This is a genomic window from Pseudomonas asiatica (assembly GCF_009932335.1).
GTDB classification, from domain to species: Bacteria; Pseudomonadota; Gammaproteobacteria; order Pseudomonadales; family Pseudomonadaceae; genus Aquipseudomonas; species Aquipseudomonas asiatica.
In genome coordinates this window covers 485,556-508,648 of sequence record NZ_BLJF01000002.1, presented here as the reverse complement: position 1 = coordinate 508,648, position 23,093 = coordinate 485,556, and the positions used below count along the sequence as shown (strand labels likewise).

Genomic DNA, 23,093 nt, shown 5'->3' with positions numbered 1-23,093 from the left:
CTGAACCCAGCACCAAACCTGTGGGAGCGGGCGTGCCCGCGAAGGGCCGCAAAGCGGCCCCAAATTGCTTGACTGACAGGCATCAGGGGCGCCAGCCGGTCACACCCGTTACCTGCAAGCGTAGGTGCTGCCTCGGCCCTCGTCGAACGGCTACTCGCTGACCTGGAACGCCACGCGCGCCGTCTCGCCGCTTTCATCCAGCGCGCTGATTTCGGCCTGGCCTACCTGTTGGAAGCGCACCAGCAGGCTGTCCTGGCCCTGGGTTTCGCCCAATGGCTGGCCGTTGAGGAACCACCAGCGCCGACCGCCGCCGCCCAGCGCCGACACATGCAGTTGCAACGGCTCGCTGCTGGTGGCCGGGCGGCGCAGGTTGTCGCCTGGGCGCACGCCCACGATCGAAAGCGGTGGCGCGCTGGCCGGCACCTGCGGCGGGCAGGCCGGATCGATGGCCGGCAGGCGCGCCGCACGCCGCTCCACACGTGGCAGCCAAGGCTCCAGCGGGGCGGGCCATAGGGCGATATCGCGGGCCTTGGCGCCCGGGCAACTGCCATCGACGCGCAGCCCCTGGTCGTTGACCCATACGCTTTCGCGCAGGCCCAGGCCGAGTGGCTGGTCGGCGGCCTGCAGGGTTGGCGGCGTAGTGCCGTCCAAAGTCCAGGCGAAACGCTGACGCCGGCAGTTGGGGTCCTTTTTGCTCATCGGCTGGCCCAGTGGCCAACAGATCGCAGCCACGCCGACGTTCGCCGGCACCCGCTCCACCGGCACGCTGATGCCACGCTGGCTGTCACGGTTGCTCAGCAGGTCGTGCACCTGCAGCATCAGCGGCGCTGCCGAAGCCAGCCCGAATTGGCCGGGGACCGGTGTGCCATCGGGGCGGCCAATCCATACGCCGATCAGGTAGCGCGGGCCCACGCCGATCGACCAGGCATCGCGAAAGCCGTAGCTTGTGCCCGTCTTCCACGCCAGTTGCGGGCGTTGCACCAGCTCGGCATGCGGGTCGCGGTCGGGGCGCGCCTGGCCGCTGAGGATGCGCCGGATGATCCACGCCGCCCCTGGCGACAGCAGGCGCCGTTCCAGCAACGGATCCTGTGGTTGCAGGCGCACCCTCGCACTATTGCCACCCCGCGCCAGCGCAGCGTAGCCACCCACCAGGTCCTCCAGGCGGCTGCCCGCACCACCCAGGATCAACGACAGGTTGGGCTCTGCCAGAGGCGGCAATATCAGCGGCATGCCCGCCATGCGCAGTTGCGCGGCAAAGCGTTTCGGACCATAGGCCTCCAACAGCTGCACCGCCGGCAGGTTGAGCGACAGCGCAAGCGCCGAACTGGCCGACACCGGCCCGCTGAAGCCCATGGAGAAGTTGCCGGGGCGGTAGTCGCCATAGCGTCGCGGCACATCCTGCAACAACGACTCGGAATGGATCAGGCCATCATCCAGTGCCATGCCGTAGAGGAACGGCTTTAGAGTGGAGCCCGGCGAGCGCAACGAACGCACCATGTCGACATGCCCGAAGCGGCGCTCGTCGGCCAGGTCGATAGAACCCAGGTAGGCACGCACCGCCATCGTCTGCGCATCGACCACCAGGATGGCGGCGGAGGTGCGCTCCGGCAGCCGTGCCCGCCAGCCCAGCAGCAGGTCTTCGAGGCGCCGCTGCAGTGCGGCGTCGAGCGTGGTACGGATCAGCGGCGGGCTGTCGGCGCTGTTCAGGCGCCGGGCCAGCAACGGCGCGAGAGCCGGCTCCTGACGTGGCGCCAGTACAAGCGGCTCTTCGGCAGCCTCACGGATTTGCTGAGCCGGCCACACCTGGTATTCGGCCAGGCGTTGCAGCACCTTGTCCCGGGCGCGCTGCGCACGCTCGGGGTGACGGTCCGGGCGCAAGCGGCTGGGCGCCTGGGGCAGCACGGCCAGCAGTGCCGCTTCGGCCGGGGTCAGGTGCATGGGCGACTTGCCAAGGTAGGCCCAGCTGGCCGCCGCCACGCCCTGCAGGGTGCCGCCGAAGGGCGCGCGGTCCAGGTAGATCTGCAGGATTTCGCGCTTGGACAAGTGCCATTCCAGCTGCGCCGTGCGCCATAGTTGGCGCAGCTTGCCGGCCAGGGTGCGCTCATGCGGGTCGAGCAGGCGTGCGACCTGCATCGACAGCGTGCTGCCGCCCGACACCACACGCCCGCCACGCAGGTTCAGCCAGGCAGCGCGAGCCAGGGCCAGCGGGTTGACTCCGGGGTGGCTGTAGAACCAGCGGTCTTCGTAGGTGAGCAGCGCCTGCAGATACAGCGGCGAGACTTCGTCGGAGCTGACCGGGTAGCGCCATACGCCATCGGCATCGGCAAAGCGCCACAACGGCGTGCCGTCCTCGGCCAGCACGACGCGGGCCAGGTCGTCTCCGGGCATGGGCAGCGGCCATAGGCGGTCGGCCAGCCACAACAGGCCGAACAGCACCAGCATGCCGATCGCCGTGGCGCGCAACAGCCTGCCCGCACGGGTATGCGGCCGCGTTAAGCTTGGCATCGGGAACCGACCTGGCCAGGTGATGGCCAAAGGCTTGGGAACGGCAACATCGCCGATTCGTTCATCAGGAAGCAACTATGCATGTAGAAGGTTTTTTCGAGTGGCTGGGCCAGGCGCTGGGGTCATTGATCCGCTTCATCGTCGACGCATTGAGCGGGCTGTTCAACCTGCTGGCCAATGCCGGTGGCAATTTCATCGATGGCCTGGCGCGCACCTTGGGCATGGAGACCTCGCTGCTCAGCATCCTCGCCCTGATCATCGGGCTGGTGCTGCTGTACTCGGCAATCCGCGCGTTCATGCGCGCCTCGATCATCCTCGGGATCATCTGGCTGTTGCTGGGGTTGTGGGTGATGAGCTGGGTGATACACTGAACAAGGCCGGGGGCCGCGTTGCGGCCCAATCGCCGGCAAGCCAGCTCCCACCTCGACCGCGTCGCCCTCAAGCCATGCTCCATCCTGTGGGAGCTGGCTTGCCGGCGATGAGGCCGGTAAAGGCGACAAAATTCTAGCGGGCTTTTACGGTCATCTCCCCTTGCCCATCCCCCACGGCCTGCAGGTTTGGCCGGTACATCGATTCAACCTGCGGCGGCGGCACGCGATAGGTGCCCGGGGTCACCGCCCGAGCCAGGTACAGCAGGTGGGTGGTGCCATAGCTGTCCAGCTTGAGCGCGGCGACGTAACGATCATCCCGATACTCCTGGTGCACCACGCTGGCGTTCTGCATCGATTCGCGCCATTCCTTCACCGCACTGCTGGCGTTTTCCAGGCTGGCGGCACTTTGCGCCAGGTTCTGGTTTTCCAGCTCCAGGCCCGCCGGTAGCAAGTCCACCACCAGCGCATCCGGCACCCGGTCTTCAGCCTTGAGCGCCAGGTGCACCAGCACCAGGTCGCCGCTGCGCAGGTTATGCAGGTCCAACGGCTGACCATTCATGCCCAGGTACTCACGGCGGATCTGCATGCCGTTGCCACCGGCCGCAGGCGCCTGGCGTGGGTAACCCGACAAGGTCAGTTGCTGGTACAGCGTCTCGCTGCCTTGGTTCTGCACACTCAATGGCGAAGCCAGCAACGGGCCTTCGAGCTTCATGCCAGACTCGGCATTGTTGAACTCGCGCACTTCACCCGCGCTGTCCAGGCGCGCCTGCCACTGGCCTTCCGGTTTGCCCAGCAGGCCACGGCCGGCCAGGAACAGCGCATTGCGCTCCTGGGTCGACAGCCAGCGGTTGGCCGCCAGCTCATCCGACAGGGCGAACAGCCGCTGGTCGACCTGGCGGCTGGCCAGGTTGCTTTCCTGCAGCAGCGCCAGGATCAGTGCCTGGTCGCGCAGGGCGCTACCATAGTCGGCCATCCAGCCTTTACCGCGGCTGATGCCCAGGCCCGCCTGCAGGGCCTGCTCGGCACGCGGCTTGTCGCCCATCTTGTCCAGCGCCACCGCCAGTTGCACAAGTGGCAGGCCAGAGCGGGCGTCGGCGCGGCGTTCGAACAAGCCGCGCAGTGCCCCCAGAGGCGCCTGCTGGCTGCGCGACAGCACCAATGCCGCATAGGCCTGCACGGCGAAGCGGGTGTGTTCGGCGTTCTCGCTGTAGTCGACTTCGATCAGGTTGCGCTCCTGCAGGTAGCGCAGCAGGCGCTCGCTGGCCTTCTTCAGCGCTTCGGCCGGCACACCATAGCCTTGGTCACGGGCGCGCAGCAGGAAGTCGGTGACATAGGCGGTCAGCCAGTATTCTTCCTCGCTGTCCGAGCTCCAAAGGCCGAAGCTGCCGTTGTAGCGCTGCATGCCCAGCAGGTGCTCGATACCCATCTCGATCTTGCGCTTGCGCACATCGGCTGGCTCGCCCTTGATGCCCAGGCGCTTGAGGCTGTCGGCATCGGCGTACAGCGACGGGTAGAGGCCGCTGGTGGTCTGCTCCAGGCAACCGTAGGGGTAGGCTTCGAGGGCACGGATCTGCTCGGCCAGGTTCAGCGGTGGCCGGCTCGACAAGGCCAGGCTGCCTTCAAGCCCGGCGGGTTCGAAGGCGGCCAGGTCTGCTTCAGGCAGGGTCCATGGCTGGTCCTTCAAGGCCACGCGGTAGTGCTTGAGCATCGCCGGGTAGGCCGGGCGCACGCCCAGCGTCCACTCGCGTTCGAACGCGCCGGTCGGCTCGTTCGGCAGCTGCAGGCCAGTAACCCGCACATGTACCTTGCCCTGCCCCAAGCCACCCTGGGCCTGTACCGGGATCATCAGCGTCGAGCGCTGGCCTTCAGCCAGGGCTACGTTTTGCACGGCGTTGGCCGCCAGGCTCAGCTGCCCTTCGGTGCTGATTTCAACATTCAGTTGCTGGGCACGACCAGACAGGTTGGCCAGGTCCAGCGCCAGGCTGGTACGGTCGCCACCGGCCAGGAAACGCGGCGCCGAGAGTTCGGCGATCAGCGGCGCGGCGACCACGGTCTTGCCTTCGGCCATGCCGAACTGTTCCTCGGTCCAGGCCTGGGCCATCAGCCGCAGTTCGCCATTGAAGTCGGGGATATCGACCGTGGCCTGGCCCTCGCCCTTGTCGTCCAGGGTCACCGGCAGGCTCTGCTGGGCGACGATGGTCACCGTGGTGTTGGGGCGCTTGCCACCCTTGGCCATCGCTGCGTCACCACCAAATGCCAGGCTGGCCAGGCGGCCCTGGCCGGCTTCGATCAACTGGCCGTAGATATCCAGCTGGTCAGCACCGTAAGCCTTGCGCCCGAACAGGCTGGCGAATGGGTCGGGGGTCTTGAAGTCGGTGATGTTGAGGATGCCCACGTCCACCGCCGACAACAGCACATGCACCCGTTCAGGCACGCTGCCATCGGCATTTGCAGCCTTGATCTTCACGGTCAGCGGCTGTTTCGGGCGCATTTTTTCCGGAGCCTGCAGGCTCACCGCCAGCTTGCGTTCGGCGCGGTTCAGCGGCAGGTGCAGCACGCCCACCGCGCGTTTCGGCGTGGCGTTGGCCTTGCGCTCACCCGGGCGGATCACCAGCGCGCTGATGTACAGGTCATGGCGTGCCCACTGCTTGTCCAGTTGCACATCGAACGTCTTGCCCTCGGCGGGAACGTCGATCTCCTGCCACCACAGCGGGCCATCGCTGGACTCGATCATCAGGTAGCCACTGCCGGCTGCGGGCGGGGTGACGGTGACCTTGGCGGCAGCGCCGTCGGCGTAGGCCGGTTTGTCCAGCGCCAGCTTGACCTGGTCCGGCCGCACCGCGCCGCCTTCGGCGTTGTCCTGGGCGCGATAGCCTGCCCAGAAGCGCGCGCTGGACACCAGGCCCGTCTCCGGGTCCTCCACCTCGACACGGTAAGGGCCCCATTCCACCTGGAAGCTCAGCTTGGCGGTGGAGCCGGCCTTGACGCTTACGGTCTCTTCGCTCTGGGTCAGGAACTTCTCGTTGTAGGCGTAGCTCCAGCCATCGCTCTGCGAGTAGTTCCAGTAGTAGTCGCGGCGCTCGCGCACCAGCCGCACCTTGAGGTCGTTGGCCGCCAGTTTCTTGCCGTTGCGGTCGGCCACCAGGAACTCGAACTCCACCGGCCCGTCACTGTCGGTTTCCTCGCCGTCGAACAGGCCACGCAGGCCCGGCAGGCGCTCGGCCGGCCAGATGGGTTGTTCCAGGCGGCGGGTAATCGGCCGGCCACCGGACTCCTGCAGGCTGGCCTGCACGGTCAGTTGCAGCGGCGAGCGGGCTTCGGCCCAGCGGCTTTCGATATCGACCACGGCCTTGCCGGCCTGGTCGAGGGTAACTTCGTCCAGCTCCAGGTCCTGGTTCAGCTCGGTTTCGGTGACCGAGCCGAACTGGTAGCCAGGCAGCGCCGGTACCGCCTCGCGCAGCGGGCGAACATAGGCCTGGCCGCTCAGGCGGTTGCCGGCAGCCGGGGCGCCGTAAAGGTAACGGCCATTGACCTGGATACGCGCATCCTGATCCGGAGACAACGGTTTGCTGCTGCCTTTGAGTTCCAGCGCCAGGCGCTCGGGCAGGAAGTCTTCGACGAGAAATTCATACACCTGCTTGCGCCCGCCCCCCAGGTCGAGCAGCAGTTGCCAGCGGCCGGTCGGGGCCTCGCTGGCCAGCTGCAGCTGGTACTGGTACAGGCCATTGCCGTCGGCTTCCCAGACGAACTTGCGGCTGACCTGCTCATCCGGGCGACGCACTTCCACGCTCACTGGCTGCGCCTTGACCGGCTTGCCGTCCTGGTCGCGCAGCAGGCCGTTGAGCAACACCGTTTCACCGGGGCGATACAGGTCACGCGGGCCGAAGATGAAGAACTGCAGCGGGTTGGCCTGCGGGCCAGTGATGTCGAACTCGGCCAGGTCCAGCGCCGCGCTGCTCAGGCGCAGCAGGGTGGTGTGCACGCCTTGGGTGGCGATCAGGGTGTCGGCCTTGGGCGTGATCGGCAGCTGGGCGTGGCCATCGCTGTCGGTGCTGGCCTGAGCCAGCAGCTTGCCCTTGTCGTCATGGATTTCCAGGTTGACGCCGTTCATCGCCTTGCCACCTTCCAGGGCCTGGGCGAACACATCGAGGCGGTCACGGTAGCGATGCGCGGACACACCGATGTCGCTGAGAGTGAACAGGGTCGCTGGTTGCGAGTAGTCGTAAGTGCCCGAGGCTCGCATCACCGCCAGGTACACGCCTGGCTCCTGCAGCGGCTTGATGCCGGCGATCGGCAGCAGCACGGTCTCGCGGGTGTTGCGTGCGGGGTTGAGGTCGAAGCGGCCGCTGTAGACCAGATCGGCCATGTCCAGGGTTTCCTTGGACTGGTAGTAGTAAAGGCTGCTGTTGCGCCCCCAGTTGACCAGGAAGGTCGAGAGCATGTCCGGCTTCACGCGGAAGAACTCGACATCGACCTTGTCGACGTTGAGGGCGATCACCGGCAGGCCCTCGGCCAGGCGCGTGGGCAGCAGCGAACCGCGGCTGGCGAAGCCGATGGTCGGCTGCATGTCGCGGGTTTCCAGGCGGCTGATCGACTCGCTGTCCAGTTGCTTGCCATTGACCGCCAGCAGGCCCTTGTCGACGGTCAGCACCAGCTTGCGCTGCGGCTCCAGATGGCGCAGACGCAGCTCCATCTGGTTGTCGGACAGTTCCCAGGCGCCGTCGAGCTTGCCTTTGACGGTGTCGACCAGGTGCACTTTGCTGGCGAAGTCCTGCTTGGCATCCAGCGGCGCGGAGAAGCTGATCGACAGCGTCGCGGCGCCATCGAGCTGCACTTCGGAAACATCCAGCACCGTCAGCTCTCGGCCCTCGTAGCGTTTGGCGAGTACGGCCGGGTCTTCGCGTTGGGGTGCCGGGGTGGCGGCGGGCGCTGTGGCCGCCGGCTTTTCGGATGGCGCCGGCTTGTCCGGCGTCGAAGAGTCACAGGCACTGAGCAAAGCCAGCGCGCAGGCCAGCAACAATCCTTTGTTGAACATGGAGTAGAACTCTTTGGCAGCGTGTACGTGAGGGCAGCAACTATAGCGCAACTATGGTCGCGCGAATTAGCTGCATGGCCGGTACACTGCTGGCAATTTAGAAAAGCGGGGGGCGCTTTGCGCCCCTTTCGCGACACAAGGTCGCTCCTACAGAGACCGCGGCAACCTGGAAGGCCTTGCGGTTCCTGTAGGAGCGGCCTTGTGTCGCGAAAGGGCTGCGCAGCAGCCCCAGGATTCCCCAGGACGCCCGATGACCTCACTGACCACCGACTGGCAGCACCGCCCCACCCACCACAAGGTCTGGGCCCTGGCCGCGCCGATGATCCTGTCCAACATCTCCGTGCCGCTGGTAGCCCTGGTCGACAGCACGGTCATCGGCCACCTCCCCCACGCCCACCAGTTGGGTGCCGTAGCCGTGGGCGCCACGCTGTTCACCTTCATGGTCGGCCTGATGGGCTTCCTGCGCATGGGCTCCACCGGCTTCGCCGCCCAGGCCGCCGGCCGAGGCGACGGGGCAGCGTTGCGCCAGGTACTGGTACAAGGGCTGTTGCTGGCGGTCGGCTTCGCCCTGCTGATCGGCCTGCTGGCCCTGCCCTTCAGCCAGCTGGCGCTGCACGCGATGCAACCCAGCGCGGCCCTGCAGCAAGCCACCGAAGACTTCTTCCATACCCGCTTGCTTGGCCTGCCCGCGGCACTGGCCAGCTACGCCCTGGTCGGCTGGTTCCTCGGCACCCAGAACGCGCGGGCGCCACTGGCCATCCTGCTGACCACCAACCTGCTGAACATCGCCTTGAACCTGTGGTTCGTGCTTGGCCTGGGCTGGGGCGTGCTAGGTTCGGCGCGGGCGTCGGTGATTGCAGAATGGAGCGCCGCCCTGCTCGGCCTGGCCCTGACTCGCCCGGCCCTGCGCGCCTACCCGGGGCAGATCGTGTGGGCGGCGCTCAAGCGCTGGCAGGCCTGGCGACCGCTGCTGGCGGTGAACCGCGACATCTTCCTGCGCAGCCTGGCGCTGCAACTGGTGTTCCTGCTGATCACCGTGCAAGGCGCTCGTCTGGGCGAAGCCACCGTGGCGGCCAATGCCCTGCTGCTCAACGGCCTGCTGCTGACTGCCTATGCGCTTGACGGGTTGGCGCACGCGGTAGAGGCCCTGTGCGGCCATGCCATTGGCGCCCGCGACCGCGACACATTGCGCCGCTCGCTGGTGGTGGCCTGTGGCTGGTCGCTGATCATCAGCCTGGGGTTTGCCGGGTTGTTCCTGCTGGGCGGGCACCTGTTCATCGATTTGCAGACCGACATCGAGAGTGTGCGGGCAGCGGCTTATCCGTACCTGCCGTACCTGGCATTGCTGCCGTTGATTGCGGTGTGGAGTTATTTGCTGGATGGCTTGTTCATAGGCGCGACCCGGGCGCGGGAGATGCGTAATGCGATGTTGGTTTCGGTGGTGATTGCGCTGCCCTTGGGGGTGCTCATGAGTGGGTTTGGCAACCATGGGTTGTGGTTGGCGTTTCTCGGGTTCATGGGGTTGCGGGCAGTGACGTTGGGGTGGGTGGGATGGCGGTTGCAGGAAAAAGGTGAGTGGATTCAGTAATGCCGGGGCCGCTTTGCGGCCCATCGCGACGCAAGGCCGCTCCTACATGGAGATGGCCTGGTATCGCGATCACCTGCGGATTCACAGCCACACACAATCCCAATGTGGATAATCACCAGCCCGCCGCACCAGGCCAGCCCGAATGGGATTGGCGATGATGTAGCGGGCAGCGGCCTTTACATCCTCCTCCTTGCGCAGCGCTCGGTCGTAAAAGCCGGGTTGCCAGATGTGCTGTCGCTCGGCACCTGTACGGTAGAGCGCGCAACTGCTTCGCGACTTGAAGGCACACATGAGTTTGCCCAGGCTGGTCGGGCCAAGCTCGATCAGCCAGTGCAAATGGTCCGGCATCAAGACCCAGGCCAGCGAACGGCAACTCCCCTCTCGATCACTCAGCCGCAATTGCTGAATGGCCGAACGCGCAAACCAGAGGTTCTCGAACAACGGGAGGCGATGGCGTGTGATGGTGGTTAGCAGGTAGAGCCGGCCTGGCTCTGAAAAGCGCCCTTGGCGCAAGCGATGGTTGCCGTGACGATCCATGTCGACTTCCTTTGAACATTGCATTCACAGGATAGGCATGGCGATGAAATGCATCGCCGGTGGATCATTACCGAGTATGACGCGGTGAGGGCTGCGCCCTCAGATCGCGACACAAGGCCGCTCCTACAAAAGCTCGCGCCGCGATTTCCCGCGAAACCGCAATTCCATGTGGTTTCGCGGTCCCCTGTAGGAGCGGCCTTGTGTCGCGATGGGCCGCAAAGCGGCCCCCGAGGATCACGACGACAGGTACGAAGACCGGGTCAGACCAAGGCGCAACGCATCCAGGTACTGAGTCCGCTCCCGCGCAGTGATCTTGGCGCTGGCCACCTTGTCACGGTAATGCGTCATCAACTCCTCCGGCGACAAGTGCACATAGCGCAGCATGTCTTCGATGGTGTCGTGGGTCTCGATACCGGCGTGGTACACGCTACCGTCGGCGTTCTGGTAGATGTTCACCGAGTCGGTGTCACCGAACAGGTTGTGCATGTCACCGAGGATTTCCTGGTAGGCACCGACCAGGAACACACCCAGCAAGTAATCCTCGCCCTCCTTCACCGCGTGCACCGGCATGCTGGTCTCGATGCTCTGCTCGTCGACGTACTGGTTGATCTTGCCATCGGAGTCGCAGGTCAGGTCCTGCAGCACGGCACGACGCATCGGCTCTTCGTCCAGGCGGTGCAGCGGGATGATCGGCAATACCTGGCCGATGGCCCAGGTGTCCGGCAGGCTCTGGAACACCGAGAAGTTGCAGATGTACTTGTCGGCCAGCTTGTCGTTCAGCTCGTCCAGCACCTGGCGGTGCGAGCGCTGGCGGGCTTTCAGCGAGTTGTGCAGGCGGCGGCACACGGCAAAGTAGCACTGCTCGGCCAGGGCCTTCTCGGCCAGGCTGATCTTGCCATCTGCATACTGCGCGGCCACGTCACCCATGTAGTGGGTGGCGCGCCAGTAGGTCTCGGTCACCATCTCGATGTCGGTCGGGCCGAGCAGGTCGACCAGCCACTGCACGGTCTCGGGCAGGGCTTCCTTGTTCTCGATGGTCGGCACGTCGTCGTTGTGCTTCTCGACGTCGGTCACCTGGATCACCAGCATGGCGTGGTGCGCGGTCAGCGAACGGCCGCTCTCGGAGAAGATGTGCGGGTGCGGCAGGCCCTGCGCGTCGCAGAATTCCTTGAGCATGCCCACCACCACGCCGGCGTAGTCGTCCATGTCGTAGTTGATCGAGCTGGCATTGCGCGAATGGGTACCGTCGTAGTCCACGCCCAGACCACCGCCAACGTCGATATGGTCGACCGGCAGGCCCAGCGCACGCAGCTCACCGTAGTAACGGATGGCTTCCTTGAAGCCGTGTTGGTAGTCCGCCAGGTTGGCGATCTGCGAGCCCATGTGGAAGTGAAGCAGGCGGATACCTTGGTCCAGGCCGGCATCGCGGAAGCGCTGTACCACCGAAATCAGCTGGGCGGCGGACAAGCCGAACTTGGACTTCTCGCCACCGGTGTCGGCCCACTTGCTCGAGGCCAGCGACGACAGGCGCACGCGCAGGCCGACTTGCGGCTTGACCTTGAGCTCGGCGGCCTCGTCGATCACCAGGGCCACTTCCGACTCTTTCTCGATGACGATGAACACGTTGTGGCCGAGCTTCTGGCCCATCAGCGCCAGGCGGATGAACTCGCGGTCCTTGTAGCCGTTGCAGACGATGGTGCCACCCTTCGGCGCCAGCGCCAGCACTGCCAGCAGCTCAGGCTTGGAGCCGGCTTCCAGGCCAATGGAGACGTTCTGCGTGGCGATGATGTTTTCCACCACCGCTTCCTGCTGGTTGACCTTGATCGGGTACAGCGCGGTGTACTTGCTCTGGTATTCCAGGCGCGCGATGTTGGCATCGAAGGCGCCGGTCAGCTGGCGCACGCGGTCCTGCAGAATGTCGGGGAAGCGCACCAGCAATGGCAGCGACAGGCCGCTCTGGCGCAGTTCGTCGACCTGTTCGAACAGGTCGATCGGTGCGCTTTTCGGGCCGTTGGGGCGTACTTCGACGCGCCCGGCTTCATTGATGGCGAAATAACCAGCGCCCCAATGGCGGATGCCATAAACACTGCGGCTGTCGGCCACGGTCCATTGGCTACCATCGTCTTTGCGTGTGCGTCGTACGGACATTCAAGTCCCCTATAGATAAGTCGAAGACACTGCCCCGCAAGGAGGCGGGCGCAGTGTAAAAGCCAAAAATGACGATTCGTCCGTGCCCTGGATAGACCCTGGTCACGGCAACGAGTTTAGAAAGCACTGGGCAAAAAATCGCGTGGCCGCATCAGCCGCCGGATTTTTTCGCCTTGAAGCCCTGCTTGGTCAGCTCACCGATCAGCAGTTCGACATGGTCGCCCTGGATTTCGATGACCCCATCCTTCAGGGCGCCACCGGTACCACAGCGGCGCTTGAGGGTAGAGGCCAGCTCCTTGAGCTGATCGAGCGGCAGCGGCACGCCGGTGACGGTGGTCACGGTCTTGCCGCCGCGGCCCTTGCTTTCGCGGCGCACACGGGCAATGCCATCGCCTTCGGGGATGACCTGCTGCTTGCAGGTACAAGCATCCACCGGCTGGCTACAGTCGGGGCAGTGCCGACCGGTGTCGGTGGAGTAAACGAGACCGCCAAGGGCGGCGAAGGAAGAAGCTTTCTTGGCCACTTTTGTTCCTCTGTGCTGAGGACAAAAACTGGTCGGCCCCTGGGGGTTGAGCCCGACCGCGAAGCCCCACTCTGGCAGGGGCGGCGCTACTGCCACAAGACCTGCGGCAGCCCGAAAAGGGCGCGCAGTGTAACGATAAATCCCGCTGTTGCTAAGTACTGGAATGCGGCATTTTGCGAATGTTTTGCGACTCCTTTCGACACTGGGGCTGCTTTGCAGCCCGATCGCGACACAAGGCCGCTCCTACAAAGCCCTGCGTACCCCGATCAATGTAGGAGCGGCCTTGTGTCGCGAAAGGACCGCAAAGCGGTCCACGGCGTCATCCCAGGCTGGCTTTATAGCGCTGCAACGCCGCCAACGAGTCCGGGCAATACGGCTTGGTCAGACTTTCTTGCTCAGCCTGCTCCAGGCCAATGAAGCGCGCCTCGATCACCTCTTCCGGCTGCAGCCGCAACGGCGCATCCGAAACCGCCGAATACACCGCACACCACAAGCGGTTATCCGGCTGGTCGAAGTAGAACCGTTCATGAAAGCGCAACTCCACCCCGTCGATCCCCAGCTCTTCGGCCAGCTCACGCGCCGCCGAATCGGCATACGCCTCCCCGGCCGTCACCATGCCGCCTGCCGCCACATCCCAATACCCCGGGTACAGCGCCTTGCTCAGGGTACGCCGGTGCACGCACAACTCACCGGCGCTGTTGAACAGCAGAATGAACGTGCAACGCCCGATCAGGCCGCGCTCACGCAGTTCGGCCCGGGGCAAGGCACCCAGCACCCGGTCGGCTTCATCCACCCAGGTGACCAGTTCTCGGTCGGAAGCCGCCCGGTGGGCGGCCTCGTTCGGGCTGATCGCCATCATCAACCCTGCGACAGCAGCTGACGCAGGTCGATGACCGCCGCGTTGGCCCGGGAAATGTAGTTGGCCATGACCAGTGAGTGGTTGGCCCACATGCCGAAGCCGCTGCCGTTGAGCACCATCGGGCTCCACAGGGCTTCCTGCGAGGCTTCCAGCTCACGGATGATCTGGCGCACGCTGACCGTGGCGTTCTTCTTCGCCAGCACGTCGGCAAAGTCCACCTCGATGGCGCGCAGCAGGTGCGACAGCGCCCAGGCCTGGCCACGGGCTTCGTAGAACACGTTGTCGATCTGCAGCCATGGGGTTTCCACCAGCTCCTCGTCCACCTGCGGCGCCTGGCCGGCGACCAGCGACTCGGTCTTCAGCGTGGTGTTGAGCTTGACCCGGCCAACGCTGGCCGACAGGCGCTGCGACAGCGAGCCCAGGCGGGTGGCCACGTCACCCAGCCAGTTGTTCAGGTTGTCGGCACGGGTATAGAAGATTGCGCCCTTGTCGCCGGCAGCCAGACGGGTCTGGTAGCGGGTCAGCGACTTGATGCCCTCTTCGAACTCCGACTCGCTCGACGGCAGGATCCAGCTCTTGTTGTCGAAGTTGAAACGCGGCTCGGCCTTGGCCAGGTCGGCGTCTTCGGTCGACTGCGACTGCGAACGGGCGAAGTCCTTGCGCAAGGCACGGGACAGGTCGCGCACCTGGACCAGCACGCCATATTCCCAGCTCGGCATGTTGTCCATCCACAGCCCTGGCGGGAAGCGGTCGTTGGAAATGTAGCCACCAGGCTTGTTCAGCAAGGTGCCGGCCACGGTCTTGAGGGTTTCGATAGTGGTGTAGCCCACCACCATCTGCTGGCCGGTACGCTCGGCTGCGGCCTGGGCGTTCTGCTGCACCGGGAACAGCTCCGGCTCCTGGCTCCAGTACCAGCCCAGGCCGATGCACACCAGCAGGTACAACCCGATCAGGGTCCCCAGGGCACGGCTCCAGAGGCCGCCAAGATAGCTACGGGCGGCGGCGCCACGGCCGTCGACACGCTCGCGGGGCTCGGCTTTGGCCTCGCGGTTTTTCCAGTCCAGCATGGCTTTGTCCTTAATCAGTCACGACGGTTCAGGGGCTTGGACCACAGGCCTACGCCAGGGTGCCACGGCAAGCCCGCGTGGCAGCACTATAAAGCAGACACCGCCTTACGCATAAGCGACCAATCGGTCAGCAACTGAATATTCGTTCTGGCCGCTTTGTTGACACAGGGCACTCACGCACCTGAAAAGAACTGCTAGCATAGAGCCATCATTGCCCCTGCACACCCCAACCTACAAGTAGCCAGGACATGAGCCAAGCAGCCGAGCCGAGCCCGCTGTGCCCCGCCCAACAGCTGACGCGTAGCGGCCTGCGCAAGGACGACCCGCTCGATCAGGTGCTGCTGCCGCCCCTGCGCAAGCCGGTGTACATCCTGCTGCAGGACCACGAACGCGCCCAGCGCCTGGCCCAGCAACTGGAATTCTTTGGCCTGGTGGTGCAGGCGCTTGCCAGCGCCGCGGCGTTTCAGGCCTCGATCAGCGAATACCCGCCCTCGGCCATCATCATGGATGTCGACTTCAACGGTGCCGGCCAAGGCCTGCTGTTGGCTGCCCAGATGCAGCAGGGGCTGGCCCGACATATACCACTGCTGTTCTTCAGCCATCACGAAACCGACACCCCGACCCGCCTGGCCGCCGTGCGCGCCGGTGGCCAGGACTTCCTCACCGGCACCCTGGAAGCCTCCAGCCTGTTGGAAAAGGTCGAACTGCTGACCAATGCAACCCAGCACGACCCGTTGCGCGTACTGGTCATCGACGACTCACGCACCCAGGCGCTGTACACCGAGCGCGTGCTGGCCAGCGCCGGCATGATCACCCGCAGCCTGACCGACCCGATCCGCACCATGGCCGAGCTGGCTGACTTCCAGCCCGACCTGATCATCCTCGACCTGTACATGCCGGCCTGCACCGGCCCCGAACTGGCCAAGGTGATCCGCCACAGCGACCGTTATGTGAGTGTGCCGATCATCTATCTGTCTGCCGAGGACGACCTGGACAAGCAGCTGGATGCCATGAGCGAAGGCGGTGATGACTTCCTGACCAAGCCGTTTCGCTCACGCCACCTGATCACCACCGTGCGCAACCGCGCCGCCCGCGCCCGGCACCTGAAGGCGCGCATGGTACGCGACAGCCTGACCGGGTTGTACAACCACACCCACATCCTGCAATTGCTGGAAGACTGCAGCTTCCGCGCCCGTCGCGAGCAGCTGCCGTTGTGCTTCGCCATGCTCGACATCGACCACTTCAAGAAGATCAACGACCGCCACGGTCACCCCATGGGCGACCGGGTGATCAAGAGCCTGGCGCTGTTTCTCAAGCAGCGCTTGCGCAAGACCGATTTCATTGGCCGTTACGGCGGTGAAGAGTTCGCCATTGTCATGCCCAATACCGCACTGGACGCGGCGCACAAGGTTCTGGACGAAATCCGCAGGCGCTTTGCCGAGATCCTCTACCCGGCGCAGCCACGGGACTTGCAGTGCACCTTCAGTGCAGGGGTGGTGCAGTTGGATGAGGGGCTGGATGCGCTGACCATGGCCAGTGCGGCGGACGAGGCGCTGTATCGGGCCAAGCATGCCGGGCGTAATTGTGTAGTCCGTGTGGAGCCTTGAGTTTCTTATAGCCTGCACTGGCCTCTTCGCAGCACAAGGCTGCTTCTACAGGTATCGCACGCGCTGTAGGAGCAGCCTTGTGCTGCGAAGAGGCCAGTGCAGGCGGCCACCAATAGAGGCACTGTGCCACTTTTTTATGGCGCCAACCCCCTGTCGTCATCACCCCGTCACAAAATCGCAATAACTTCAGCCACCGACCTCTCCCTCCCCCGCAGGAAGCTCGCGGCTATGCGCCTGAAGTGGCTGACCAATTTCAACACCCTGTTGCTGGTAACCGTGTGTATCGCCCTGGGCGCCACCTTGTGGTGGTCGCAACGGGCCCTGGAGCGCCCCTACCAACTGATGGAGCGCTACCTGGGCCTGTCCCAGCAGTTCCAGAACCAGGCGGCCCGCAACATCCAGGCGTACCTGGGCAGCGGCGATGCCCTGCGCCATGCCGCGGCGATGGAGGCCAACCAGCAGTTGCAGGCCGCGCTGGCCGACTGGCCCAGCGAACTGGCCGACAAACTGCGCCCCAGCCTGGACAGCCTGCAGGCCTTTACCGCCGAGGAGCTGCTGGCCGCCGGCAAGCTGGCCGGCGACCCGCAAGCCCTGCTGCTGCAGGCCGAGCGGGAACTGGGTGCCAACTTCGAACAGATGGCCGGCTACGCCCGCGACAGCGGCAACGCCGACGCAAACCGCTACCTGGTGCCACTGCTCGACGCCACCGTGCACCTCGGTCGCCTGTCGCTGGCCCGGGACAAGCTGGTCAGCAGCGGCCGCCCGGAGCTGGCCGACGAAGTGGAGCGTGAGCTGCAGCTGATCCGTGCCCAGGCCCAGGCGATCGATGCCTTGCCCTTGCTCGGCGTAACCCATACCGCCGAATCCGGTGCCGACGACTTCGCCGCGATGATGGGCCTGGAAACCCAGGCCAGCGCCCAGCAGGAAGACATTGCCGTCGGCCTCAAGCGCGAACTGCAGAGCCTGCTCGGCCGCTACCCGGCCGAGCTGCAGCGCACCCGCGAACAGATCGAGCGCCGCGTCGCCCTGGCCGCCAGCACCGGCCAGCGCCTGGAGGCCGTGCAACAGGCCATTGCGGCGCTGGAGCCCGAGGTACGCGCCCAGCATGCGAAAATTGCCGCTGAAGTGCGAATCATCCAGGGCCTTATGATCGGCCTGATCCTGCTTATCGCCCTGCTGATCGACACCTTGCAACGCCGCCTGGCGCGCACCCTGACCGGCCTGGCCCCTGCCCTGTCGCGCTGGGCCGAGGGTGATTTCGCCGAGGCCATCGCCCTGGGGAGGACCAACCGCGAACTGCGCGACATCCAGGAATCGCTCAACCGCCTGCGTCAGTATCTGGTAGAGCTGGTCGGCACCATACGCCACAACGCCGAGCAGGTGGCTGGCAGCAGCCACGCCCTGGCCGGCATGAGCGCCGCCCTGCATGACGGCGCCGAACGCCAGGCCGGCGACACCGGGCAGATCCGCGATGCCTTGGGTGAACTGGAAGCGACCATCCAGCAAGTGGCCGGCGACGCCAGCGCCGCAGCTGACGCCAGCCGCGATGCCGGGCGTGCAGTGGAGCAGGGCCAGGCGGTGATCGGCCAGAGCCTGTCGGGCTTGCGTGAGTTGGTCGACGAGGTGCAGGGCAACGCCCGCATGATCGAGCAACTGGCGGAGGAGTCGGCCACCATCGGCGGCGTCCTGACGGTGATCCGCTCGATTGCCGAGCAGACCAACCTGCTGGCGCTGAATGCCGCGATCGAAGCGGCCCGCGCCGGTGAGATGGGCCGTGGTTTTGCCGTGGTGGCCGATGAGGTGCGTTCGCTGGCACAGCGCACCACCGGGGCGACCGGCGAGATTCAGGCACTGATCGACCGCTTGCAGCAGGCAGCCAGAAGTTCGGTGGCCGGGATGCGTGCGCAGCTTGAGCATGCCGAGGCCACGGCCAACCAGGCCCAGGCGGCGGACGGGGCGCTGGACGAGATCGTCTGTGCCATTCGCACCATTTCGGACACTGCGGTGCGGATTGCCGATGTCACGGCGCAGCAGAGTGGTGCCGTGAGTGAGATTCGCGACCACAGCGAGCGGATTCATGAGCTGGGTGAGGACAACCTGCAGCGCATTGGCGAGGGGCGCGAGCAAGGCGAGCAGTTGCTGAGCCTGGGTGGTGAACTGAACCGGGCGGTGCGGGCCTTCAGAGTCTAGGTTGGCATGTACCGGCCTCTTCGCGGGCATGCCCGCTCCCACAGGGATAGCGCATGGCTTGAGGTTTATGCGGACGAGGTGGGTGCGGGTTTACCCGCAGCACATGAGCCAGCGGCCATGTGTCGCCCCCGCCACCAGCATGGCCCCAACCCGCACCAACTCCGCTATCATGCCCAGCACGTTCCACCTCGCGAGTCCGCCATGCGCCGCCTGTTTTTCCTGCTGTTCCTGCTGCTGGCCAGCCCTGCCTTCGCCACGGGCCTGCTCGACAACCGCCCCAGCGCCACCCTCGGCGCAGCTTCGCTGGCCAACAACGCCGACTTCCTGCCGGTACACGAAGCGTTCAAGCTCAGCCTGGTCCAGGCCGATGCGCAAACCATCAAGCTGCGCTTCGTCGCAACCGACGGCTACTACCTCTATCGCCACCGTTTCCAGTTCCGCACCGAACCGGCCGACATTGCCCTGGGCACACCAAGCATCCCCAAGGGCGAGGCCAAGCACGATGAGTTCTTCGGCGATGTCGAGGTGTACCACGGCGTGCTCGATATCGAGCTCCCGCGCAATGACCCGCGCGCCTTCACCCTGCTGGTGGGCTACCAGGGCTGCGCCGACAAAGGCCTGTGCTACCCGCCAGAAACCGCACGTCTGAGCATCGATGGCGAAGGCGGCAAAAGCACCCCGGCCGGCGGTGAACACGCCTGGACCTGGAAGTCGCTGCTGCTGTTCTTCCTCGCTGGGGTCGGCCTGACGTTCACCCCCTGCGTGCTGCCGATGCTGCCGATCCTTTCCGGCGTGGTGCTGCGCGGCCAGGCTGGCGGCCTGCGCGGTTTGGCGTTGTCGCTGGCCTATGTGCTGCCGATGGCGGCCAGCTTCGCGGTACTCGGTGCGTTGATGGGGTTGTTCGGCGCCGGCCTGAACCTGCAGGCGCGCCTGCAGTCGGCCTGGGTACTGGTGCCCTTCGCGCTGTTTTTCGTGGTATTTGCCCTGGCCATGTTCGGCCTGTTCGAACTGAAACTGCCGCAAGCCCTGAGCAACCGCCTGAACAATGTGGCCAGCCACACCCGGGGCGGCTCGCTGCTGGGCGCGGCAATACTGGGCGTACTCTCCAGCCTGCTGGTTTCGCCCTGTGTGTCGGCGCCGCTGGCCGGTGCGCTGCTGTACATCAGCGCCAGCGGCGATGCCCTGGGCGGCGCACTCAAGCTGTTCGCCCTAGGCCTGGGCATGGGCGCACCATTGCTGCTGGTGGCTACCGGTGGCGCGGCCTGGCTGCCGAAAAGCGGCCCTTGGCTGAACACGGTGAAGAACGCCATCGGCGTCCTGCTGCTGGGCTTGGCCATCGGTTTGCTCAGCCGTGTGCTGCCAGGCCCGCTGACCTTGCTGCTGGTCGGTTTCCTCGCCGCCGGCGTGGCGCTGTTCCTCGGTGCCCTCGAATTTGTCGTCAAGACCGCGCGCCAGCGCCTGGCCCAACTGCTCGGCCTGGCCCTGCTGGTGTACGCCCTGGCCTGCTGGTACGGCGCCCTCAGCGGCCACGGCGACCCACTGCGCCCGCTGCCGCCGGCAACCCTTGTGGCCACCGGCAACGGGCCCGCGGTGCAGGCGGATAGCTGGCAGACGATCACTACCCCCGCCGCACTGGACGCTGCCCTGGCCCAGGCCAAGGCAGCCGGCCAGCCGGTGCTCTTGGACTGGTACGCCGACTGGTGCATCAGTTGCAAGGTGATCGAACGCGAGGTGCTCACCACGCCGCAGGTGCAAGCGCAACTGGCCGGCTTCAAGCTGCTGCGTTTTGACATCACCGAAAGCAATGCCGAACAACGCAGCCTGCTCGATCGCTACCGGCTGTTCGGCCCGCCCGCCCTGCTGTTCTTTGCCGCGAACGGTAGCGAAATAACCGCTGATCGGGTCATTGGCGAGATAAATGCCAGTGAATTTGCGCAAATTCTCACACGCGTGCGCGGTAAAGTCGGTCTATAACTTCCCGCGAGCTGTGAAAAATCCAGAAATCAGTGACCAAATTTAATTATTTGGTCACATACTTCGCGCGAACCTCGGACATCGTGCTGGCTATTGCCGGGAACTGGACACTTGCCGTCGCTTTACGGCACACTCGCCGCGCTGTGTCGAATTGCCCTACAAATCCAAGGAATCCGCAGATGGCAACGCTACTGGTGCTTCACGGCCCCAACCTCAACCTGCTCGGTACCCGCGAGCCTGGCCACTACGGCGCCGTGACCCTGGCCCAGATCAACCAGGACCTGGAGCAACGTGCCCGCGCCGCAGGCCACCATCTGCAGTACCTGCAGAGCAACGCCGAATACGAACTGATCGACCGCATTCACGCCGCACGCAACGAGGGTGTGGACTTCATCCTGATCAATCCGGCTGCTTTCACCCACACAAGCGTCGCATTACGTGACGCATTGCTTGCGGTGAGCATCCCATTCATCGAAGTGCACCTGTCCAACGTGCACAAACGCGAACCGTTCCGCCACCACTCCTACTTTTCCGATGTTGCAGTAGGGGTGATCTGCGGCCTGGGCGCCAGCGGTTATCGCCTGGCCCTGGAGTCCGCGCTGGAACAACTGGCTGCCAACGCACAGCCCAAATGATGAAAACCCTGGCCTCAGTGGGCCAGGGTTCGAGAGAAACGTTTCAGATACGTTTTTTTGTATTTCGCCCCCTGACCGAACCTTTGGGAGTTGATGATTAATGGATATCCGTAAAGTCAAGAAACTGATCGAGCTGCTGGAAGAGTCTGGCATCGACGAACTGGAGATCAAGGAAGGCGAAGAGTCGGTCCGTATCAGCCGTCACAGCAAGACCCCGGCTGCCCAGCAGTACTTCGCACCGGCTCCGGTAGCCGCCGCTCCTGTTGCTGCCCCGGTCGCCGCTGCCGCTCCGGCCGCTGAAGCCGCTGCCGCCGCCCCGGCCCTGAAAGGCACCGTGATCCGCTCGCCGATGGTAGGTACCTTCTACCGCAAGCCTTCGCCGACCTCGCCGAACTTCGCTGAAGTTGGCCAGACCGTGAAGAAAGGCGACACCCTGTGCATCGTCGAAGCCATGAAGATGATGAACCACATCGAAGCCGATGTTGGCGGTGTCATCGACGCCATCCTGGTAGAAGACGGCCAGCCGGTTGAGTTCGACCAGCCGCTGTTCACCGTCGTTTGAATCGCGGAGAGCCAACGATGTCTGGGAAGCTCGAAAAAGTCCTGATCGCCAACCGCGGGGAAATTGCCCTGCGGATCCTGCGTGCCTGCAAAGAGCTGGGTATCAAGACAGTCGCCGTGCACTCCACCGCCGACCGTGAACTGATGCACCTGGGCCTGGCAGACGAGTCGGTCTGCATCGGCCCTGCATCGTCCAAGGATTCCTACCTGCATATCCCGGCGATCATCGCTGCCGCCGAAGTGACCGGCGCCACCGCGATCCACCCGGGCTACGGCTTCCTGGCGGAAAACGCCGATTTCGCCGAGCAGGTGGAAAAATCCGGTTTCGCCTTCATCGGCCCGAAAGCCGACACCATTCGCCTGATGGGCGACAAGGTTTCGGCCAAGGACGCGATGATCAAGTCGGGCGTACCGACTGTGCCGGGCTCCGATGGCCCGCTGCCGGAAGATGAAGAAGTCGCCCTGGCGATTGCTCGTGACGTCGGCTACCCAGTGATCATCAAGGCCGCCGGTGGCGGTGGTGGTCGCGGCATGCGCGTGGTGCACAAGGAAGAGGACCTGATTTCCTCGGCCAAGCTCACCCGTACCGAAGCCGGTGCAGCCTTCGGCAACCCGATGGTCTACCTGGAGAAGTTCCTGACCAACCCACGCCACGTGGAAGTCCAGGTACTGTCCGACGGCCAGGGCAACGCCATTCACCTGGGCGACCGTGACTGCTCGCTGCAGCGCCGTCACCAGAAGGTACTGGAAGAAGCGCCAGCCCCGGGCATCGACGAGAAAGCCCGTCAGGAAGTGTTCAAGCGCTGCGTCGATGCGTGCATCGAGATCGGCTACCGTGGTGCGGGTACTTTCGAGTTCCTGTACGAGAACGGCCGCTTCTACTTCATCGAGATGAACACCCGCGTGCAGGTTGAGCACCCGGTGTCGGAGATGGTGACCGGTATCGACATCGTCAAGGAGATGCTGAGCATCGCCGCTGGCAACAAGCTGTCGTTCCGCCAGGAAGACGTGGTCATCCGTGGCCATGCGCTGGAATGCCGTATCAACGCCGAAGACCCGAAGAAGTTCATCCCGAGCCCAGGCAAGGTGAAGCACTTCCACGCCCCGGGTGGCAACGGCGTGCGTGTTGATTCGCACCTGTACAGCGGTTACTCGGTTCCGCCGAACTACGACTCGCTGATCGGCAAGCTGATCACCTACGGCAAGGACCGCGACGAAGCCATGGCGCGCATGCGCAATGCCCTGGACGAGATCGTCGTCGACGGCATCAAGACCAACATCCCGCTGCACCGCGACCTGGTGCGTGATGAAGGTTTCTGCAAAGGCGGCGTCAACATTCACTACCTCGAGCACAAACTGGCCAGCCAGGAGTGATCGCGTAGTGTGATGTACTGAAAACCCCGGACTTGTTCCGGGGTTTTTTATTGCCTGTCAGGGCCTCATCGCCGGCAAGCCAGCTCCCACAGGGATTGCACACGGCTTGAGGTCTATGC

At 64.8% G+C, this 23,093-nt stretch carries 15 protein-coding genes; 8 read left to right on the top strand and 7 right to left on the bottom strand.

Annotated elements, in window-relative coordinates; genetic code table 11:
- Window positions 1-150: 150 nt before the first annotated feature.
- Complete coding sequence (gene pbpC / locus GYA95_RS21720; RefSeq protein ID WP_043935286.1) at window positions 151-2,505, bottom strand: peptidoglycan glycosyltransferase PbpC; 2,355 nt, start codon at window positions 2,503-2,505, stop codon at window positions 151-153.
- A gap of 77 nt (window positions 2,506-2,582) precedes the next feature.
- Here pbpC and GYA95_RS21715 point away from each other — a divergent pair, with 77 nt between their 5' ends.
- The gene (locus GYA95_RS21715) at window positions 2,583-2,876 is read left to right on the top strand and encodes a hypothetical protein (RefSeq protein ID WP_013970720.1); all 294 of its coding nucleotides are present in this window, start codon (window positions 2,583-2,585) and stop codon (window positions 2,874-2,876) included.
- Window positions 2,877-3,009: 133 nt separating this feature from the next.
- Here the strand turns inward: GYA95_RS21715 and GYA95_RS21710 are convergent, their stop codons facing one another.
- Complete coding sequence (locus GYA95_RS21710) at window positions 3,010-7,911, bottom strand: alpha-2-macroglobulin family protein (RefSeq protein ID WP_015268820.1); 4,902 nt, start codon at window positions 7,909-7,911, stop codon at window positions 3,010-3,012.
- A 250-nt stretch (window positions 7,912-8,161) separates the two neighbouring features.
- On the opposite strand from GYA95_RS21710, the gene GYA95_RS21705 reads away from it, so the two are divergent.
- Complete coding sequence (locus tag GYA95_RS21705) at window positions 8,162-9,499, top strand: MATE family efflux transporter (RefSeq protein WP_015268819.1); 1,338 nt, start codon at window positions 8,162-8,164, stop codon at window positions 9,497-9,499.
- A gap of 81 nt (window positions 9,500-9,580) precedes the next feature.
- On the opposite strand, the gene GYA95_RS21700 is transcribed toward GYA95_RS21705, so the two are convergent.
- The 5 genes from GYA95_RS21700 to GYA95_RS21680 form a co-directional block, all read right to left on the bottom strand.
- Window positions 9,581-10,036 (bottom strand): REP-associated tyrosine transposase, encoded by a 456-nt coding sequence (locus tag GYA95_RS21700; protein ID WP_015268818.1) that lies wholly within the window; start codon window positions 10,034-10,036, stop codon window positions 9,581-9,583.
- A 234-nt stretch (window positions 10,037-10,270) separates the two neighbouring features.
- On the bottom strand, window positions 10,271-12,184 hold the full coding sequence (speA, locus tag GYA95_RS21695) for an arginine decarboxylase (protein WP_013970716.1): 1,914 nt from the start codon (window positions 12,182-12,184) through the stop codon (window positions 10,271-10,273).
- 151 nt (window positions 12,185-12,335) lie between these two features.
- Window positions 12,336-12,707 carry a translation initiation factor Sui1 gene (locus GYA95_RS21690; RefSeq protein WP_003257057.1) on the bottom strand — a complete coding sequence of 124 codons (372 nt, stop codon included), beginning with the start codon at window positions 12,705-12,707 and terminating at the stop codon, window positions 12,336-12,338.
- A gap of 319 nt (window positions 12,708-13,026) precedes the next feature.
- The gene (locus tag GYA95_RS21685; protein ID WP_015268817.1) at window positions 13,027-13,563 is read right to left on the bottom strand and encodes an NUDIX hydrolase; all 537 of its coding nucleotides are present in this window, start codon (window positions 13,561-13,563) and stop codon (window positions 13,027-13,029) included.
- Window positions 13,564-13,565: 2 nt separating this feature from the next.
- On the bottom strand, window positions 13,566-14,633 hold the full coding sequence (locus tag GYA95_RS21680) for a DUF2333 family protein (RefSeq protein ID WP_013970713.1): 1,068 nt from the start codon (window positions 14,631-14,633) through the stop codon (window positions 13,566-13,568).
- A gap of 248 nt (window positions 14,634-14,881) precedes the next feature.
- On the opposite strand from GYA95_RS21680, the gene GYA95_RS21675 reads away from it, so the two are divergent.
- From GYA95_RS21675 to accC, 6 genes are all read left to right on the top strand, one after another.
- The gene (locus GYA95_RS21675; protein ID WP_015268816.1) at window positions 14,882-16,240 is read left to right on the top strand and encodes a diguanylate cyclase; all 1,359 of its coding nucleotides are present in this window, start codon (window positions 14,882-14,884) and stop codon (window positions 16,238-16,240) included.
- 228 nt (window positions 16,241-16,468) lie between these two features.
- The gene (locus tag GYA95_RS21670) at window positions 16,469-18,430 is read left to right on the top strand and encodes a methyl-accepting chemotaxis protein (protein WP_137164940.1); all 1,962 of its coding nucleotides are present in this window, start codon (window positions 16,469-16,471) and stop codon (window positions 18,428-18,430) included.
- A 201-nt stretch (window positions 18,431-18,631) separates the two neighbouring features.
- Complete coding sequence (locus GYA95_RS21665; protein ID WP_015268814.1) at window positions 18,632-20,404, top strand: protein-disulfide reductase DsbD; 1,773 nt, start codon at window positions 18,632-18,634, stop codon at window positions 20,402-20,404.
- 179 nt (window positions 20,405-20,583) lie between these two features.
- Window positions 20,584-21,039 (top strand): type II 3-dehydroquinate dehydratase, encoded by a 456-nt coding sequence (aroQ, locus tag GYA95_RS21660; RefSeq protein WP_003255330.1) that lies wholly within the window; start codon window positions 20,584-20,586, stop codon window positions 21,037-21,039.
- A 100-nt stretch (window positions 21,040-21,139) separates the two neighbouring features.
- The gene (gene accB / locus GYA95_RS21655; RefSeq protein ID WP_015268813.1) at window positions 21,140-21,601 is read left to right on the top strand and encodes an acetyl-CoA carboxylase biotin carboxyl carrier protein; all 462 of its coding nucleotides are present in this window, start codon (window positions 21,140-21,142) and stop codon (window positions 21,599-21,601) included.
- Between the two features lie 17 nt (window positions 21,602-21,618).
- Window positions 21,619-22,974 (top strand): acetyl-CoA carboxylase biotin carboxylase subunit, encoded by a 1,356-nt coding sequence (gene accC, locus GYA95_RS21650; RefSeq protein WP_003257054.1) that lies wholly within the window; start codon window positions 21,619-21,621, stop codon window positions 22,972-22,974.
- The last annotated feature ends 119 nt before the right edge of the window (window positions 22,975-23,093 follow it).